15 protein-coding genes and 1 pseudogene are annotated in these 19,423 nt (G+C 30.2%); 5 read left to right on the forward strand and 11 right to left on the reverse strand.

What is annotated here, in order from left to right; translation table 11 throughout:
• Positions 1 to 305: 305 nt before the first annotated feature.
• Positions 306 to 1,424: an NADH-dependent flavin oxidoreductase gene (locus KPL55_RS16700; protein WP_216307880.1), complete on the forward strand. Its 1,119-nt coding sequence runs from the start codon at positions 306 to 308 to the stop codon at positions 1,422 to 1,424.
• Positions 1,425 to 1,664: 240 nt separating this feature from the next.
• A complete protein-coding gene (locus KPL55_RS16705; protein WP_216307881.1) occupies positions 1,665 to 2,132 on the forward strand; it encodes a GreA/GreB family elongation factor in 468 nt (155 codons plus the stop codon).
• Positions 2,133 to 2,179: 47 nt separating this feature from the next.
• Here KPL55_RS16705 and KPL55_RS16710 read toward each other — a convergent pair whose 3' ends face one another.
• The 9 genes from KPL55_RS16710 to KPL55_RS16750 all read right to left on the reverse strand — a co-directional run bounded on the left by KPL55_RS16710 (position 2,180) and on the right by KPL55_RS16750 (position 14,949).
• On the reverse strand, positions 2,180 to 2,407 hold the full coding sequence (locus tag KPL55_RS16710) for an alpha/beta-type small acid-soluble spore protein (RefSeq protein WP_216307882.1): 228 nt from the start codon (positions 2,405 to 2,407) through the stop codon (positions 2,180 to 2,182).
• 56 nt (positions 2,408 to 2,463) lie between these two features.
• Positions 2,464 to 5,391: an ABC transporter substrate binding protein gene (locus KPL55_RS16715; protein ID WP_216307883.1), complete on the reverse strand. Its 2,928-nt coding sequence runs from the start codon at positions 5,389 to 5,391 to the stop codon at positions 2,464 to 2,466.
• Between the two features lie 171 nt (positions 5,392 to 5,562).
• A complete protein-coding gene (locus KPL55_RS16720; RefSeq protein WP_216307884.1) occupies positions 5,563 to 6,324 on the reverse strand; it encodes a hypothetical protein in 762 nt (253 codons plus the stop codon).
• A 400-nt stretch (positions 6,325 to 6,724) separates the two neighbouring features.
• Positions 6,725 to 8,338: an extracellular solute-binding protein gene (locus tag KPL55_RS16725; protein ID WP_216307885.1), complete on the reverse strand. Its 1,614-nt coding sequence runs from the start codon at positions 8,336 to 8,338 to the stop codon at positions 6,725 to 6,727.
• 104 nt (positions 8,339 to 8,442) lie between these two features.
• Positions 8,443 to 9,312, reverse strand: coding sequence for a carbohydrate ABC transporter permease (locus KPL55_RS16730; RefSeq protein ID WP_216307886.1), 870 nt, complete (start codon positions 9,310 to 9,312; stop codon positions 8,443 to 8,445).
• 67 nt (positions 9,313 to 9,379) lie between these two features.
• Complete coding sequence (locus KPL55_RS16735; RefSeq protein WP_246599574.1) at positions 9,380 to 10,342, reverse strand: ABC transporter permease; 963 nt, start codon at positions 10,340 to 10,342, stop codon at positions 9,380 to 9,382.
• Between the two features lie 251 nt (positions 10,343 to 10,593).
• Positions 10,594 to 12,801, reverse strand: a complete 2,208-nt coding sequence (locus KPL55_RS16740) for an AraC family transcriptional regulator (RefSeq protein WP_216307887.1) — start codon at positions 12,799 to 12,801, stop codon at positions 10,594 to 10,596.
• A 342-nt stretch (positions 12,802 to 13,143) separates the two neighbouring features.
• Positions 13,144 to 14,016, reverse strand: coding sequence for a polyamine aminopropyltransferase (gene speE, locus KPL55_RS16745; protein ID WP_216307888.1), 873 nt, complete (start codon positions 14,014 to 14,016; stop codon positions 13,144 to 13,146).
• A gap of 96 nt (positions 14,017 to 14,112) precedes the next feature.
• Positions 14,113 to 14,949, reverse strand: coding sequence for an AraC family transcriptional regulator (locus KPL55_RS16750; RefSeq protein ID WP_216307889.1), 837 nt, complete (start codon positions 14,947 to 14,949; stop codon positions 14,113 to 14,115).
• A 150-nt stretch (positions 14,950 to 15,099) separates the two neighbouring features.
• On the opposite strand from KPL55_RS16750, the gene KPL55_RS16755 reads away from it, so the two are divergent.
• The gene (locus KPL55_RS16755) at positions 15,100 to 16,263 is read left to right on the forward strand and encodes a Gfo/Idh/MocA family protein (protein ID WP_216307890.1); all 1,164 of its coding nucleotides are present in this window, start codon (positions 15,100 to 15,102) and stop codon (positions 16,261 to 16,263) included.
• A gap of 48 nt (positions 16,264 to 16,311) precedes the next feature.
• Positions 16,312 to 17,085, forward strand: coding sequence for a sugar phosphate isomerase/epimerase family protein (locus KPL55_RS16760; protein WP_216307891.1), 774 nt, complete (start codon positions 16,312 to 16,314; stop codon positions 17,083 to 17,085).
• A gap of 126 nt (positions 17,086 to 17,211) precedes the next feature.
• On the opposite strand, the gene KPL55_RS16765 is transcribed toward KPL55_RS16760, so the two are convergent.
• Entirely contained in the window at positions 17,212 to 18,330 is a 1,119-nt protein-coding gene (locus KPL55_RS16765; RefSeq protein WP_216307892.1) for a glycoside hydrolase family 88 protein, read from the reverse strand.
• Positions 18,331 to 18,408: 78 nt separating this feature from the next.
• Positions 18,409 to 18,492: pseudogene (locus KPL55_RS26070) on the reverse strand (carbohydrate ABC transporter permease); the annotation flags it as partial.
• Positions 18,493 to 18,905: 413 nt separating this feature from the next.
• Here KPL55_RS26070 and KPL55_RS16770 point away from each other — a divergent pair.
• Positions 18,906 to 19,412: a helix-turn-helix transcriptional regulator gene (locus KPL55_RS16770; RefSeq protein ID WP_216307893.1), complete on the forward strand. Its 507-nt coding sequence runs from the start codon at positions 18,906 to 18,908 to the stop codon at positions 19,410 to 19,412.
• Positions 19,413 to 19,423: the final 11 nt, after the last annotated feature.

A 19,423-nucleotide genomic window follows, 5' to 3' on the forward strand; every position in this document is an offset into this window, starting at 1 on the left:
TTTAAATTCTATGCGAGACAACCCAGATATATAGGCATATTTAAGAATTTTTCTTATGTATACCTTTATACATGCTACTTACCATTATCAACCGTTATCTACCGTATATAAAATTAGCTATTCTCGAGTAATTATCATTTAATAACCATTACTGTTTACAAAGATAATAAAATATAGTATTATAAAAATATAATATATTACAATAAAAATCAAAACTTATACATAGTATTAGTAGTCATAAAGTTTTTACAAATAATTACTAATTTATATATATGAAAAATTTATTTTGAAAGGAAGAGATTATATTGAAAATCGATAAATTACTTAAACCTAGAACATTAGGTTCATCAATAATTGTTAGAAACCCTATAGTTATGGCACCCATGACTACTTTTTCTGGAAACGCAGACGGAACAGTATCTGAGGCAGAATTAAGTTATTATAAAGCAAGGTCCAAAGGAGTTGGTATGGTGATAACCGCAGCTACCTATGTAAGAGAATCAGGCAAAGGATTTCAAGGCCAATTTGCGGCCTATAATAATAGTTTTTTACCAGGGCTAAAAAAACTAGCTCAAACTATAAAAGGAGAAGGTGCCTTAGCAATTCTTCAAATATTTCATGGAGGTAGAATGGCAATTCCAGGAGAAATTCCAGGTGGCCAGACTATTAGTGCTAGTGCAATAGCACCAGAAAGGCCAGGAGCTACAACACCTAGGGAAATGACAGAAATAGAAATTCAAGATATAATCAAAGCGTTTGGTGAAACATCAAAATTAGCAATAGATGCAGGTTTTGATGGTGTAGAAATTCATGGCGCCAACACATATCTATTGCAACAATTCTTTTCTCCTCATTCTAACCGTAGAGATGATATTTGGGGTGGAAATTTAGAAAAAAGAATGAATTTCCCATTAGCTATAATTGACGAAGTAAAAAAAACAGTAAAAGAAAATGGTCATAAGGACTTTATAATCGGATATCGTTTTTCACCAGAGGAAACTGAAAGTATTGGCATAACTTTAGAAGATTCGCTTTCATTTATAGACGTATTAGCAAACCAAGGGCTAACTTACCTTCATAGTTCAATAATGGATTTTTGGCAAAGTTCCATGAGAGATGCCACAAACACTAAACCTATTATTTGCAAAATTCTTAATCAAATTCACGGCAGGGTACCTTTTATTGGTGTAGGTTCAATCCATTCACCAGAAGATGCTATTAAGGCACTTGACAGTGGTGTTGAATTCATATCCCTTGGCCGAGAGATAATCATGGAACCAAATTGGGTAGAAAAAATTCAAAGTGGGAAAATCTCAGAAATACGAACTAGTTTAAATATAAGTCATGTTGAATCTTTAGATATACCAAACCCACTTTGGAATGTTATTACAAGTACACCAGGTTGGTTCCCTATTTCCGAATAATTTGATTCTTAATAAAACTTTTATATAATACTTTCAAATAACATCCTAATAAAAGTCATTTTTAGATTAAATATATAAAAATTGTATTAAGTTCGCTATCTCATTTAATATTTCCTCTAAGAATGTGATATAATAATTCTTTATCGTATTCTCTACATTTAAGTAATTTTAATATGTAATATTTATTTGAATAAAGAGAGCAACTTAATATAAGGAAAATTTGTTAGGAGTGACTAAACTATGAAAAGTACAATATTAACACCTAGTGGAGTAATAAAGCTTGAGGATGAATTAAAATTACGCACGGGAGAAAAAAGAAGAGAAATAACAGCTGCTATTAAGGAAGCCAAGGGCCATGGCGATTTAAGTGAGAATGCAGAATATGATGCGGCTAAAGATGAGGAAGCAACCAATAATGATAGAATAATTGCTGTTCAAGAATTGCTTAGAAACTCTACAGTAGTAGACGACTTCAGTAGTGATGACCAATTAGGTCTTGGTGGTCAGGCTGATATTAAATTTCTTGATACAGATGATATTGAGAAAATACGTTTAGTATCTACCGTAGAGACAAACCCAGAGCTAATGAACATTAGTATTGAATCACCACTAGGAATAGCGATATATAAAAAAGCTCTTGGAGAAAAGTGCACTGTTGTAGCTCCTGAAGGTAATTATGACGTTATTATAGAAAAAATTTACGAATAGTAAAAAAACTAAGCAGAGATATCTTTGCTTAGTTTTTTACTATATTTTTATTTATTACCATTAACCATATTCTTTTCTGCAGCCTCAACCATTCTTCTTACCATTTCTCCACCTATATTTCCTGAATTTCTTATTCTATTTACTTCGTTACTAGGCACATCTCCCATATTTACATTTCTGCTTGCAACGTTATCTAGTGCCATATCCTCTGCTACTTCCATCTTGAATTTTTCAAGTTTTCCAGCAGCACCAGGTACTAATGTCCTTCTACTCATTTTACTACCTCCCTAATTTTTATATCTAAAGATAGTATTTTTTTAATAGTAATTTATTATTCATTTTTTATTTTTTTATATTCAATAGCATTAAGTTCAGGCATTGGCTTACTAAAGATATATCCCTGAAATATATCACATCCTTGCGATTTAAGTACAGATCTCTGAATTTCAGTCTCAACGCCTTCCGCTACAACCTTAAGTCCTATCCTATGTGCAAGTACAATAATAAGATCAATAAAGTTCTTATCTGCATTATTAATTGCAATATCATCCACAAATGATTTATCTATTTTCAGCACATCTATTGGCAATAAATTTAAATATTTTAATGATGAATAGCCTGTACCAAAATCATCAATAGCGATACTTAAACCAAATTCCTTTAGTTGATTAAGTTTTTCTATACTAACCTCAAAAGACTCCATTAATGAAGATTCCGTAATTTCAATTTCAATTAGTCTTGGTGAAACCCCACTACTTGTTATAATGTTTTTCACATTATCAACAAATTCATATTGCATAAGTTCAATTGGTGAAACATTCACTGAAATAACAATATTGTCTTTCTCATCAATGTTAATTTTAGTGCAAAATTCACATGCTTGTTTAAGTACCCATCTACCCAAATCCACAATTGTTCCATTTTCTTCTGCAAGTTTTATAAATTTATCTGGCGCAATAAAACCATATTTCGGGCTTATCCACCTTACTAGTGCTTCATAACCACATAACTCATTAGTTAAAACATCTATCTGTGGTTGATAGTATAAAACAAATTCACTATTTTCTAGTGCTTTTTTTATACTACTTTGAAGCAACATTTTGTTTTCAATGCTATCACTCATTGAGTTATCAAAATACATGAAGCGGTTCTTTCCTAATTCTTTTGCCTTATGTAATGCAGTATCGGCATTCTTAAGAAGTTGCTCCGCTGTGACCCCATCCTTTGGAAATATAACTATTCCCATACTAATGGTTACATAGAGTTCATTATCTTCAATTACTATTTTTTCATCGAATGCCTCTAAAATTGTTTTAATATAACCCCTAGCTAAATCATCTGAATTTAATTTTTCTATAAGAACTACATATTCGTCACCACTAAATTTAGATACAAACACCTCATTTAAGTTTTCAAATATCTTATTTAGTTTATTGCTTAGATATATAAGCACCTTGTCCCCAGTTTCATGCCCGAAAAACTCATTTATAAGACTGAAATTATCAAGTCCTATAAATATAATTGCTCCACCAAAGGAATTCTTTTTAATGTTAAGTAGTTCATCTTTTAACTTTTCATTTAAATATGTTCGGTTAGGTAGATTTGTCAAAATATCATGATATGCTAATTTCTTTATTTTAATATCCTGAAGTTTTCTCTCTGTTATATCTGTATGTGATCCTGCAATACGTACAATTTTATCATTTTTATCACGAGCAACTATGGACTTTTCTGCAAAATATCTATAATCTCGATTATTAGCTGCAATTCTATACTCACATGAATATTTTTCATTATAACTTTCTTTAATTAATTTTTGATAACTTGAAAATACCTTTTTATCCTCTGGATGTATATGGGACTTCCAACTTTCAATATTTATAAAGTCATTTTCTAAAAATCCATACTCAGCATACCAGCTATTCGTAAATACTCTAACGTTTGTTATTAAATCAAAATCCCAAGTTCCACCAGTACTTGCCTCGCATATTAACCTATAACTTTCCTTAGCATGAACTAATATTTTATCTTGCAGCTGTATTTCATCGAATTGTGCCCTTAATTCCTCTGCTGATGCTTCTAATTCTTCATAAGTAGCTCCTAGAGAACAATTGGCTTCTATTAAATCTCTTTGAGCTTTTTTTCTAGATTTAATATTAGTCAATAGGTATATTATAAAAAATATCATAACAGTAAAAATGCTTAAAATGGACCATATATAATTTTTATACAAATTATAAAAAGATACTTTTTCATTTATTATTAAACTTCCGCTGGGCAATAAACTTTGATTTATATTAAATTTTTCAAGTTGATTATAATCAAATATATACTTATTTGGGCTTTTATCAATTACAGGTATCAAGTTAAATGAAATTCCTGAAAATATTTTTTCCACCATTTCAGCACCAATTTTACCTTGCTCTATATGACTAACAACCTTTCCGCCTAAGAGACCGCTTCCAATTCCATGAAGATATAAATCAAATAAGGGTTGTCTACAATTATCATAAACAAGCTTTACTCCTGTTTCAAAGTCAATTGAGCTCCCATTTATATCCCTAAATGCAGCTATAAAAACTACGATTGTACTATCATCTATCTCCTTTAACCTACTCTTAAAGTCATTTGTAGTTAAATTCCCTAAATTTATATCTGAAAATTTAAATTTACTAAAATTCTTTTCTTCATCATAAAAACTCTTCACATCCTGAATGCTAGTTTCAGTAGAGTCTCCTATAGCTACAATTTTTGTCGCCTTTGGATTTATCTTTATGGCAACATTTAGGGTATCACTAACTGAAACAGCTTCAGCTACCCCTGTAATTAGTGGTTTACTCTTTGATCCTATAGCCTTCTGTACATCATTAACGCCAAAGAAAACAATAGGAATTCCATTAAAAAGATCATTTTGATATTTCAAAGCAAAATCATAGGCATTATCATCTGCTACTATAATTGCATTATATTTTTCTGTATTATTTTTCATTTTATATTTTATTGAATTATAGAAATTATTGATATTCTCATCTTGAAAATATCTTTTACTATCCATAAATTCTAAATCAATTATAGAATTTTGATCTGTCAAAACGGATTTAATTCCCTCTATTTGCTGAAAAAAAATTGGGAAAGACGAATTATAAGAACTTATAAACAATACTCTATTTTTATGTTCAGCAGAAGCAATTGCTTTCGAAGGAAAAGCAGTAATAATAAACAATATTGCAAAAACTAATGCAGCAATTTTTTTCTTCATATTAAACCTCATTTCAAATAGTATTGATATTATCATACCATTATTTATAACATAAAAAAATACAAATAAATTTATAAAACAAATCTATTTGCATTCTTTATTTATGATATTATTTCTAATATTATAAATTATTATTATATGAAGTTTTCATTTCTTCTTTGTCATCAAGCATTAATGACTACTATTAGTAGAAGAAGTCTTAAAACTTTTTTCTAACTTATCCACAACGCTTGTATATTTAGCTTTTTCATTAGCTGGAAATTTAAAAATAAATGTATTAGTTGATGCTTTCCCTACAAATTTTTTCTGATATACTATTTCATTGCCTTCTGTATAAGATATAACAAACCAATTCCCAGATTTAACCTTATAATACATGTTATTATTTTTAATTGCTTTATTATATATTGAATCAATAGTCTCATTTGCCTCGTTGTTAGATCCATATAGTTGTAAGCTTACCATTCCATCATTTGACTCTAGTACACTTCCATTCGTAGTTGCAGTACCTATTGTAAGATTATCAGGGTATGTAATTGAATATGAAAATTTTTCGTTCTTATAGTCTATATATCCTACTTCTTTAGATTGTTCACTTTGAGCCTTTGCATCTGCTACTTTTTTAGCCTCACTCGCCTTAAGCTCTTGTGCCTTTTGTTCTTTTAGTTCTTTTGCTTTCAACTCAGCTGCTTTTTTAGCTTGGACTGCTTTTGTATCCGCTATTATTTTATCTGCTGCTACTTTGGCATCTGCAACTTTTTTATCAGCCACTATTTTTGCATCTGTTATCCTTTTGTCAGCCACCTGCTCAGGTGACCCTGTTGCATCTTTGGATGTTGCTGGCGGTGATGAAATTATTTTATATATACTTAAGATTATAACTAGTAGTACTACTACAGATAGACTTATCACAACTTTTACAGTATTCTTCATTTGTTTTCCTCCTATATATATGCTTTTCAATTAATATATGCTTTTTAATTAACAACTATTTTTGCCTTTCCACCCTAGTATACATTATCTTTCACACTTTCCAAAGACAATAAGTTACATTTGAACTTAGTTCTCGTCTCTAATACCAATTTTAAAAAGATGTTGTTATATTTAATTAAATTTAACAACATCTTTAACTATCGCTTAACTCCATAAAATCAATGTTATCAGCACTTTACTATATATTGGAGTTAAGAAATTATTAAATTTTTATTAAGTTTACAAGACATTATTTTCTCCCAATAAATAAAGAGTGACTTTTATCCCAAATTCAAGGTCAAAAGCCACTCTTGTTTTAATAACTGCTGAATTAAATTCAAATATTCACATGCTTTTAATTTTATTTTTTTGCAATTTGTGCATCATATAGTTTTGCTTTTTCATCAATTATCTCTTGGTAACCACTGCTTAGATACTCTTTTGAATATGTTTTATAAAGAACCTCAAATTCATCTGGTTTACACATAATTAATTTTATTCCATACTCTTGATATTTAGCTTTTAGAGTATTTGAACTTTTAGTTAATGAAGTAACTGGTGATGTAAACGTGAAATTATTTGTATTCATAGCTTTTAGTGATGCATTATAATTTTCAATAAAGTATTTTTCAAAACCAGTTGGGGCATCAGATAAAGATTTGATTTTTATATTTTTTGCATCATCACCTGTATCTCTGTCAGATGCTAAAATACAAAGGTAATCTCTATTTGTATTTAATATTAACTTTTCTGCACCTTTATAAGTACTGTCCATTACAGGCAATCCATCTACCGTTTTAAACGTTTTTCCTTCAATACCATTCTCTAAAGAAGTTAAATTTTCTGTTTTACTCATCCAATCATAGTATGCTATAACAGCTTCTGGATTTTCAGCATTCTTATTTATACCACTTAGCATACCATAAGGATAATATCCATATGCTTTTGCCTCATTTCCAGCTGTTTGAACCAATCCAGGCATAGCTTCAAATTTAGCTGCTGGCGCGTTTTTAAGTAAAGTTTCAAAAATCGGAGGACTTTTAGATATACGTTGTGAGAATATCCCAACTTGAGCATTAGATATAGCAGCTTCTGCCTTTTTACCGTCAGCATCCAAAGCAAATTCTGGGCTAACTAGACCTTCATTATAAAATTTGTTTAACATTTGCAATGCTTTTTTTGCTGGTTCCCAAGTTAAAGGAGTGACTATAAGATCAGAGTATATAGCAAAATCTCTATCTGATATTTTGTCATCCAAAAATGACCAATATGGAGTACTTTGTGAATTATTTCCGAATCCTGACATTGCCATAGGAATAACTTTATCTTTACCAACTCCACCTGGATCTTGAGTTTTAAATGCCTTTAATACTGCATATAATTCGTCATTAGTAGTTGGAGCTTTCATTCCAACTTTTTCAAGCCAATCTTTTCTTATTGTACTTGAATAATCACCCATCATAGGTCTTTTAGCAGGGATTAACATTTGTTTTCCATCAATTTTTCCATATGCTAATAATTCATCACCAAGGTATTTTTTTAAGTTAGGACCGTATTTGGTTAGCATCTCGGGTTTTATCTCCTGAAATGCTCCACGAGATGTAAATGATGATATTACAGGATAATCGTAACTAAATATAACATCTGGTGCGTCATTTGCAGCAAGTAGTAAATTAAACTTGTCTACATCCTGATTCCTTGGGATTGGAACATATGTTACCTTAACATTAATATCTTTAAGAGCCTTTTCAGCCATCCACTTTGTCCAGTAATTGTTGTCAACAGCAGCCTCGCCTTGAACACCTCTGTCATAAACCGGTAATTTTATTTCTAAAGTTTTCTCAAACCTTCCTGAATACGCAGCATTGGAATCCACCGTTGTTTCTTTAACTTTCGCTTTACAGCCAGCTAGACTTGATACCATAAGTGCCGACATAAGAGTTAAGCAACCAAGTTTTATCATTGACTTTTTCATTGATATATCCCCCTCTTTTTATATTATGTTTATATATATAAACTACTTATCCTAATTACTATTAACTAATTATACTATTAAGTAACTAGTGAAGTAGAATACTATTAACCTTTTACTGCACCTACCATAACTCCTGATACAAAATACTTTTGTAAAAAAGGATAAATAATAAGTATTGGAACTGTTGCAAATATAACAGATGCAGATTTTAAAACTTCTGGAACTAATTGCGCTCCATTTCCTGACTCTCCAAAACTCTCACTTGATGCACTTGCAGAAACAATCATATTAAGTTTAAGTTGGAGTGGATACAATGTAGGTTTTGTAATATAAAAAAGTGCATCTTGAAAAGTATTCCATCTTCCTACTGCATAAAAGAGTGCTAATGTTGCAAGTGCTGGTGTAGATAAAGGCAGTACTATTTTAAGTAAAATCCCAACATCCGAGCACCCATCTAAATGGGCTGATTCCTCAAGACTTTCTGGTATTGCAACGAAAAAGTTCTTTAGGATTATCATATTAAAGGCACTAAATGCTAAAGGTAGTATTAGTGACCATAGAGAATTCATCAAATTAAGTTTGCTTATAAGCAAATAATTAGGGATAAGTCCACCACTAAAATATAAAGTAAAGATACATAACATAGACATAATTTTTCTACCTTTTAATCTTTTTTTAGTCAATGGATATGCTGCACATATAATTAGAAACATTCCAAGTACTGTGAATGCTATCGTAATTCCAATTGTCAAAAATAAAGAATGTATCATTGTTTGATCTGTAAAAACACGAATATATGCTTCAAAATTGAAACCTACTGGAAATAGTGTTACCTTTTGAGCGATAACAGCTCCACTTGAACTAAATGACAGGGCCAAAATATGAATAAATGGCATTATACATAAGAATACTACAATGGCTATTATCGTATATATTAAGATATCAAATATTTTATCATTTTTTCCTAAGATCATTTTTTTCCTCCTTATTTTATAAAATACCATCTATTATAAAATTCATCCTATTATAGGATGCCACTTATTATAGAATTCCATCTTCACCAAATTTTTTAGCTATAGAATCAGTTATCAGTACAAGAATTAATCCTACAATGGATTGAAACAAACCAACCGCAGTACCTATATTAAATCTTAGAGACTGAATTCCTACTCTGTAAACATAAGTACTAATTACATCTGAGAATTCCCTAACTATAGGATTACCTATAGCATATGGCCTTTCAAGACCTATTCCAAGGATTCTACCTAGAGTAATTATGAGCATTACAATAATAGTTGATCTAATTCCCGGTAGACTTATATGCCATATTTTTTTAAGTCTACCTGCTCCATCTATTCCAGCAGCCTCATAAAGTTCACTATTGATTCCAGTAATAGCTGCTAAATAAATAATAGTTCCCCATCCTGCAGTTTGCCAAACGCCAATTACATTATATGTAGCAAGCCAATGCCACTTTTCTGTTAAAAAAGGTACCGATTGACCTCCAAGATGTCTAATTAAAATGTTCATAAGTCCTGTTGATGGTGATAATAGTTGATACGAAATTCCTGCTATTATAATCCATGATAAAAAATGTGGAAGGTACATAATAGTTTGTGATATTTTCTTAAACCATTTGCATCTCACTTCATTAAGCAGTATTGCTAGTATTATTGGAGTAGGAAAACCTACAATTAAATCTAAAAAGTTTAAGACAATTGTATTTCTAAGCACCTGATAAAAGTCACTTGAATGGAATACTTCTTTAAATGCATCCAGTCCAATCCATGCACTTTCTGAGAAAGCTCTTGTTACATCATAATCTTTAAATGCGATAATTAAACCATACATTGGGGCATAATAAAACACCAATAAAAAACATAATGGTATAAAAAACATAAGATATAAAGCGAAATCTCTTTTAATGAAGAACATCATATTATTTTTTGTACGAAGTTGTTTTTTCACTTTTACCTGATTTTGTGTAGGTACGTTATTGCTCATTTCTTCCTCCTTTTAGGTTTTATTATTTTGTTTCTTGTTTTCGTTATCATTGTATTTCAATGGTTTAAATTTGTATATATTTACTTTAGCTTATCATTTTCATTTTTAACAATGGTTAAGCAAACGTTCTATCTAGAGGATGTAATCATATACATTTATAAAATAAAAAAATTACGCTTTAATTTAATTAAAGCGTAATTTTCTAATAACAAATTGTTAATATTGATATTTATTAGCTAAACCAATACTATCTAACCAACATGTCTATACTCACCTGGTGTAATACCCTCATACTTCTGAAAGAAACGGTTAAAGCTCTGATAATTATTATATCCAATTTCTAATGCAATACTTGCCATACTCATATTAGTTTCTTTAAGTAGATTTTTCGATTGTTCAATCCGCAGGCTGTTAATATAATCTACAACAGATTTACCAGATTTGTCTTTTACAATCTTTCTAACGTATGAATAACTTATTCCTGAATAATCAGCAATAGCTGTAACATCAATATTGTTTTTTAAATTAGACTTTATAAATTCAAAAACCTTATCCGAATGGTCTTTTCCATTGATTTCATTTTTTTTCATATAATCAAGTATTTCAGTGTAAAAATTAGTAAGACAAAGTTCTATCTCATCTAAGGTCTCTTTACTAGAAATGCTTTGATATATACTACAATCATGACCAAATATATCGCTAATTGTAATATTATTATCCATAAGCTGTTTTATAGTATTCCCTACCAATTGAATGAAAATTTGCATTATATTATCAGATAGTATATTTCGCTTATTCCTAATTGTTGTTATTAAATCTTTAACTGCGTCCATCGTTTCTTTCTTTAAACCAAGACTTAAATTATTCATTATGTGTTTTTCTATATTCCTTGGATAATAATACTCATTTTCTCTTGATATTGCGTCATCCCAATTAATAATCTTCCCATAACCATATACTAATTTATACTTCATAGCCTCAAGAGCCTCAACAAACGAAGATTTAATTCCTACTTTGCATGCATGGAACCCTCCTATAGCAATGGTAACCGTATTATCAAAAACCTTTGCTATCTCTTCTTGTACGTTTTGATAGCTTTCATTTAAATTTGCTGTTAACTTTGAATTATCATTTTCATTCCAATCGAAGCTTAAAATAATAACCATTTTATTTTTATCATATAGGATGCTGTCACATTTATATGATGTACTAAGTACTTCTTCGCAAACCTTCATTGTAAGTATTTTCATATAGTACTGTTGCTCCTTAGTATATACGGGAAGGAAATTTTCTAATTTATCAATAGATAAAATTGTACAAACGTAATATTTCAAATCCGATTCAGCCATGACTTTTTCATCTATACTAATATTTTCCTTACTATTAAAGGTATCAAAATCACCGTTTAATAAGTCCATTAGATACTTTTCTTTTGCAGATATTTTATTTTTATCCAGTATATCTTGTAAATCGTCTCCCTGCTTTTCAATTGTAGAAAATGCTCTTGAGAGTAATGCCATTTCATTTTCGCCATCCTGCAAATCAATACCCTTTAACTTTTTCACTGCCTGTACAAGAGTACTTAGTGGATGATAAAGTTTTTTTGAAATAAAGTATGACATTATAATTCCAATAATTACTATTAAGAATAAAATTATACTGATTTTCGCCTTAAGTGCATTTATATTTTTCATTAAGGTATTTAGTGAAAATACCCCCACATAAATCCAATTGTTAAATTTAGTTTTATTATAAGCTATAATTTGCTTCTTATCATTTATCTTTTGAATTAAATATCCACTATCTTCAGGTGAACTTATCACCTTACGAACATAATCACTATCCTTATTATTATTATTATTATTATTATTATTATTATTATTATTATTAGAAGTTATTTCTTTATCTATGTGGGTTATTAGCTGCCCATCTTTACCCATAATAAAAACGCTTCCACTATTATTTAGTTCTGTATTATTTATAAGGTTTCTTAATTCTTTTTCTTTCACATTTACTACTATAACTCCATCGAGGTCTAACGACACATTTTTTAATGGTAATAAAAAAGTTATTACACCAACTGAAGAACTATCATTACCTAAATTTCCTCCACCGACATCCCTTCCACTTAACCATATGGTGCCATTAGATTCATCTTTTCTCTCATTATATGTGGATATCCAGCCCTTATCAATGAAATCCTTCTTCATTACTATTCCTTCTTCATTAGAAGTTATAATGTAATCTGAAGATTCTTGATATATATAAATAGAATGCAATCTAAAATTAGAATTATTAATAGATCTTATACTATTAGATATTCTATTAAGTTTTATTAAGTTATCAGCGTTACCTTTAAGATCATTATAATTTCCTATTCCATTTAAAGAAGATAAATCTGTATTTAGTGAAAATTTTATTATATCTCTTGATATTGACTCAACTAATATGTCATTCATGTTTTTAATCGTTTTCAGGTTGGTGATAACAGATTTACTTATCTCCCTTTCAGTGTAGCTAATTATGTAAAAGTTAAAAATGAACACTATAACAATAAGTGGTATAATAAAAAATAATATAATAGTCAAAAACATTTTTATATTCATAGGAGAATTTTTTATTTTTATGCCTTTATATCTCATGTTTTACAACTCCTCTAAAACTTCTCTTACCACTAGATTATATTCAACACTAAATGTAAATCACCTCTATTTTACATGAATTCCCTTTTCCATAAATTAATGATAGTAAAAGAAGACTAAAAAATATATATTTTTCAGTCTTCTTTTATAAAAAATCAACTATTTTAAATCACTTATGAAATTTGGAAGATCAAAACAAGATTTTGCAATCTTCTTTGTTAAATAACGAGTTTCAAGTGGCAATTTATTTACATCCATATTGATAGGATCATAAACATCTGATGCCATTGTAAAACTCCATAATCCACCTGGATAAGTTGGTACAAATGCTATATAAGTTTTTACAATCTTAAAATTATTTTTTAATATCTTTCTAGTGTTCTCAATTATATTACGATGTATCATTGGCGATTCACTTTGACATACCATAACTCCATCGGCTTTCATAGATTTTTTTACATTTTTATAGAATTCTTCTCCAAATAAGTCCTTTGCAGGCCCTTCTGGATCCGGTGAATCAACCATGATTATGTCATACTTAATATCAGTATTTTTTACATATTCAACTCCATCTCCAAATTTAAAATTAACCCTTTTATCAAAATCTGCTCCTCCACTTATTTCTGGAAGATATTTTATGCTTTCAACTGTTACTATTTCGTCAAGCTCTACCATATCAATTGTAATTAGTTCTTTATATTTTGATAATTCCCTTACTGCTCCACAGTCTCCTCCACCAATTACCAATACATCTTTTGGATTTTGATGGGTAAGTACTGGAATATGAGTTATCATTTCATTATATATAAACCCATCAGCAGAAGTAGTTTGCATTACTCCATCAAGCACTAAACATGGACCAAATGCATCAGTATCAATTAAAGCTACCTCTTGATAAGGTGATTTAGAATATGAAAAACATTTATTTACTTTGTAACTTATTTTTAAATTTTTCTTCTCAACTTCAACTTCCTCAAACCATAACTCATTATCAATTTCTTTAAAATATTTAGGTAATTCATTTGTTTTCATAATAATTCCTCCATTATAATAAATATATCTGTATATTTCTAATTATTTTCATTCCAAGTATATCATTAAATCATCATTTGCGGTAACATCTGTAGTTTATCTGTTCATATATTTCTTAGGAGAAACACCTATGATTTTTTTAAATGACTTATAAAAATTAGTATAGTCACCAAACCCAACTTCACTGGCAATTTCAATTATCGGTCTTCCTAAAATTAAAAGCTCTTCTGCTTTCATAATTCTTTTATATGTTATATATTCTATAATTGTAAATCCCGTATTTTTTTTAAATAAATGGCATATGTAATATTTGTTAATATGAAATTCATTTTCTAATAAATCTAATGTTATCTTTTTATGTAGGTTCTCCTTTATATATTTTAATATGTCTATAATTACTTCATCGTATTCAAGATGATCTATAGGTACATTTACATTACTTGCAAAAATTTTATTTATCTCAATAAGCATTTGTACAAAAATAGCTTTTATCATAATATTACTCTCAGGCGACTTATCACGTGCATGTTGTGATATTTGGTCCCAAAGTTTATCAATCTTATTAGAGATTACATCTTTTCCATTAATTTTATTAAATTGACCAAGTTTTCTATTTTGTATAAAACTTAACATATTGTAATCTTCACTCTGAAAAGAAGATATATATTCAGGCTTAAATTGTATAAATTTCCGCTCATATGGAGCCTTGGAATCAAAAACTATTCTATGTAATTCACGAGAATTAGTAATAATCAGGTCGTTTTTATTTAATTTATAAGCTTGTCCCTCAACATGATAAGTAAGATCACCAGAAATATAGTAATATAATTCATAACAGTTATGAATATGTGTATCTACATCTACAGGCGCCTGCGTGTGACTATGTATTAGTAAAAATTTGTTTGCTTTATATACAAAATTTTCATCCTTCATATTTCTCGCCCCCCTTAATATTTTAAAGCAATATTTGCAATGTTTCAAGCAAGAATTACAAAGATAATAAGATATTATTAATTTATAATATAAGTATAACTAATTTACTTGTAATATAGATTTTAAAAACATTAAAGGAGGGCATATTTTATGAAAAAAATTCGTATTGGAATAATAGGCATTGGCAATATGGGAAGTTCCCACGCGCAAAATTTAATAGATAACAAGGTTCCAGGAGCGCTTCTAACTGCAATTTGTGATATTAACCCAGAAAGAATAAAATGGGCTAAGGATACAATAGGTGACAATGTACTTTTGTTTGAAGATGCAACATCTATGTTAACATCAAAAGTAATAGATGCAGTAATTATTGCAACTCCACATTATGATCATTCACCACTCGCTATAGAATGTTTTGAAAATGGACTCCATGTTCTTACTGAAAAACCTGCTGGTGCATACACAAGGCAAGTCAGAGAAATGAACGAAGCAGCGTCGAGAAGTGATAAAATATTTGGAATTATGTACAATCAACGTACTAATCCCCTCTATGAAAAACTAAGAGACTTAGTCCAAAATGGAGAACTAGGTGAAATAAGAAGAACAAACTGGATAATAACCAATTGGTACCGTAGCCAAAAATATTATAACTCCAGCGATTGGCGTGCAACATGGTCAGGTGAAGGTGGTGGTGTACTCCTTAATCAAGATCCACATCAATTAGACCTTTGGCAGTGGATATGTGGAATGCCAATTCGGGTACGGGCCTTTTGTAGTTTTGGTAAATATCATGAAATTGAAGTCGAAGATGATGTAACCGCTTACGTTGAATATGAAAATGGAGCTACCGGAGTATTTGTAACTACAACTGGGGAAGCACCCGGAACAAATCGCTTTGAAATTACTGGGGATAATGGCAAAATTGTAATTGAGGATGACAAGCTTACCTTTTGGCGTAACAGAGTTATGAATGGCAAATTAAAAATGGAAAGTGATAGTCCTTTCGCAAAACCAGAATGCTGGCAATGTAATGTACCAATAAATGGCGAAAATCTCCAACATATAGGGATTATGAGAAACTGGATAGATGTTATATTAAATGGTGGTAAACTACTGGCTCCAGGAGAAGAAGGAATAAATGGTCTTACGTTATCAAATGCCATGCTACTCTCTTCTTGGACTGATAACTGGGTTAACCTTCCTATAAATGAGGATTTATTTTATGAAAAACTTCAAGAAAAAATTTCCACTTCTTCTTTTAAAAAAGAAAACGTTGTGAGTCAAACATTTGAATTGAAAAACACTTATAAATAATTTAAGATGTAGTTTTAACAATATCAAATAAATTTGGAGGGATATTCTATGAAAGAAATAACTATCGCTGCTCAACTTTACACATTAAGAGACTTCCTTAAAACACCAGAAGACCTTGCAGTTACATTTAGCAGAGTTAAAAAAATGGGATACAACGCTATTCAAGTATCAGGAATCGGTCCTATTGATTTTGGCTATGTCAAAGAAATTGCAGATAAAGAAGAATTAAAAATTTGCGTCACACATATAGGTTTTGACAGGTTAAAAAATGATATGGATGGAGTAATAAAACAGCATAAATTTTGGAATTGTAAATACGTTGGAATAGGTTCTATGCCAGATGAATACCGTGTAGATAGGGCCTCATTAACTAGATTTGCTAAAGAGGCATCGCAGTACGGTAAAATCTTATTAGATAATGATTTACAACTGATTTATCACAACCATAACTTTGAGTTTAAGAAATTCGATGGCATAACTGGGATGGATATACTGTTTGAGGAATCCGACCCAAAAGCTTTCAACTTTGAAATTGATACCTATTGGGTTCAGGCTGGTGGTGCAAACCCAGTAGACCTTATAAATAAAATGAAAGGTCGAATGAATATAGTGCACTTTAAAGACATGGTCATAGGAAAAGACAATCAGATGGAAATGGCCGAGATCGGAGAGGGTAATCTAAACTTTAAAGATATTATAAAAGCTTGCAATGATATTGGCGTTGACTGGTGCCCTGTAGAACAAGATGTATGCCAGCGCGATCCATTTGAATCGCTTAAGATAAGCCGTGATAATTTGCTTAAACTTGGTTGTAAATTCTAAGCTACTTTAAATGAAGATAAAATTATTGATCCAAAATTTAAAGAGAGTAACTAACATCTTGCTAGTTACTCTCTTTTCCTTGTTAACTGCAGTACTTAATATATCTAGAATCATTTTATTTAACATTTACCAGAACAATATATTATTTCCTCTTAACTTAAGAATAGCTTCTATAAAATAGTAATCACCATAAATAATTGGTACATTTCTACCATTTATATCGTGATATGACTTTGTTCCCATAGTTAATATAGCTTGCTCATCGGTTGTCCAATCACAATATTCCTTTTCCATAGATTTTAAAATGTTTATTGCAGCATCTAAGTAAATTTTCTTTTCATACTCTGGGACATTATTTGCAATTTCAATAAGTCCACATGCTGCAATTGCTCCAGCGGTAGTATCCTTTATTATTGGCTGACTTGGGGCTCTGAAATCACAATCTGGTACATAATTGCCCCCAATACACGTGATAAAATAATTTGCAACCCTTTTTGAAGCATCTAAATATTCTTGCTTTTGTGTATGTATATAACTAAGAATAAATCCATATATCGCCCAAGATTGACCTCTTGACCAAGAAGAACCTAACTCATATCCTTGTCCTCTAAAAGTGTTCACAAATTCTCCTGTTTCATGGTCAAAATCAACAATATGATTTACAGATCCGTCTGGCCTAATAAAATTTTTCATCGTAGTATCAGCATGTTGCATTGCAATAAACTTAAATCTATCATCGTTTTGGACTTCTGATGCCCAATATAATATTGGTATATTCATCATACAGTCAATAATTGCCCAGCCTTTATTATCACCATTCCACGCACGAATGTATTTCCCTTTTATATTGTATCTTGATGCTAAAAAGCTCGCTGCTATTTCGCCTCGTACTTTTGACTCTTTGTTACCAGTTATTCTATAACTGGCAACAGCTGATGTAAGCCACATAAATCCAACATCATGATGAAGTCCCTCATAGCTACATAAGGTTTTATCTAATTCTTTTTCTATATTCTCTGCAGTTGTTTTATATTTTTCTTCTTTTGTTCCTACATACATCAGCCACATAATGCCAGGCCAAAACCCATTTGTCCACCAACAAATATCACTTTTCATCATATCATCAAATTTACCATCAGTTGATACATGTGGATAGGCAACCCCTATCTCCTGAGATGTACGTGTTAGTTTCTTTTGAATTTTACACCATATTTCTTCAACCCATACCTTGTTTTGATTTGTCATATCATTTATCCTCCTAATTTATATTTTCATCTAAAATAATTACAAAATTGACCCCGTACTAAATTACAAACTGATCCCTTAACCTTTAACTGCTCCAATCATAACACCTTTAGCAAAGTACTTTTGAAGGAATGGATAGATACATAAAATCGGTACTGTTGCTACAATAATTATTGAAGCCCTTCATTCCTACAATATTACATTCAATTCCAACATTTTTTCTGTTGTTTTACTATATTTAGAAGATGTTCCTATCGGTAGTAAAAGTAATTTTAATGATATTCGTTTTATATTTTCAAACATAATAGAAGAGTTGATTGGCCTGAATCACAAAGGCTTTATGATCGAAGTTGACGGCAACTTAGTATGCCTTATAAATATTAATAAAAATAGATTAGCCGAGGTAAAAACCGATTTGCTTAAGGCAGTAGAGGATTCACAAGAATTCATAAACCAGAAATTTCATTAAATGTGGAGAATATGATGGTGCAAAATTAACAGTAGATGAAATTTTCGAGATAAACTTTGGTAAAAATCACCTTAATGTAGATTTAACTCAATGTTTAATGTTAAATATGGTAAGTACAATGATAAGAGCTGTGAATGAGGTTTCAAGTCACTCAAAAAATAATTTCTTAGAGGACCTAAACCCACTTAGCAGACTTTTACCATGCAAATCAGTTGAAGAAATGAAAAGTCAGCTTATTATCTTTTTAGCAACCTTTTGCAAACATATGAACAAAATAAATAAGTGTAGCTCCAATTGGGTTGTGAATGATGTAGTCCCATTTATTGAGGAAAATTATAATGATATTAACTTAAGCGTCGCTGTACTTGCGGAAAAATTTGATGTTCATCCAGTTTATATTTCAAAAGTGTTTAAAGATGAGGTTGGGGATGGACTACTAGATTTTATTAACAGAACACGAATAAGTAATTCATTGATTTTGTTAAAAGAAAGAAAAGATTGTAATTTAGATGAGATATCAAAAGAAGTTGGATTTTCTAATGTTAGAACCTTCAGTAGAGTATTTAAAAAATATGAAGGAATTGCACCAGGCAAATTTAAGAATATGATTTAAAAAAGATGTAA

This window comes from Clostridium lacusfryxellense (assembly GCF_018861735.1).
GTDB lineage: Bacteria > Bacillota > Clostridia > Clostridiales > Clostridiaceae > Clostridium_AD > Clostridium_AD lacusfryxellense.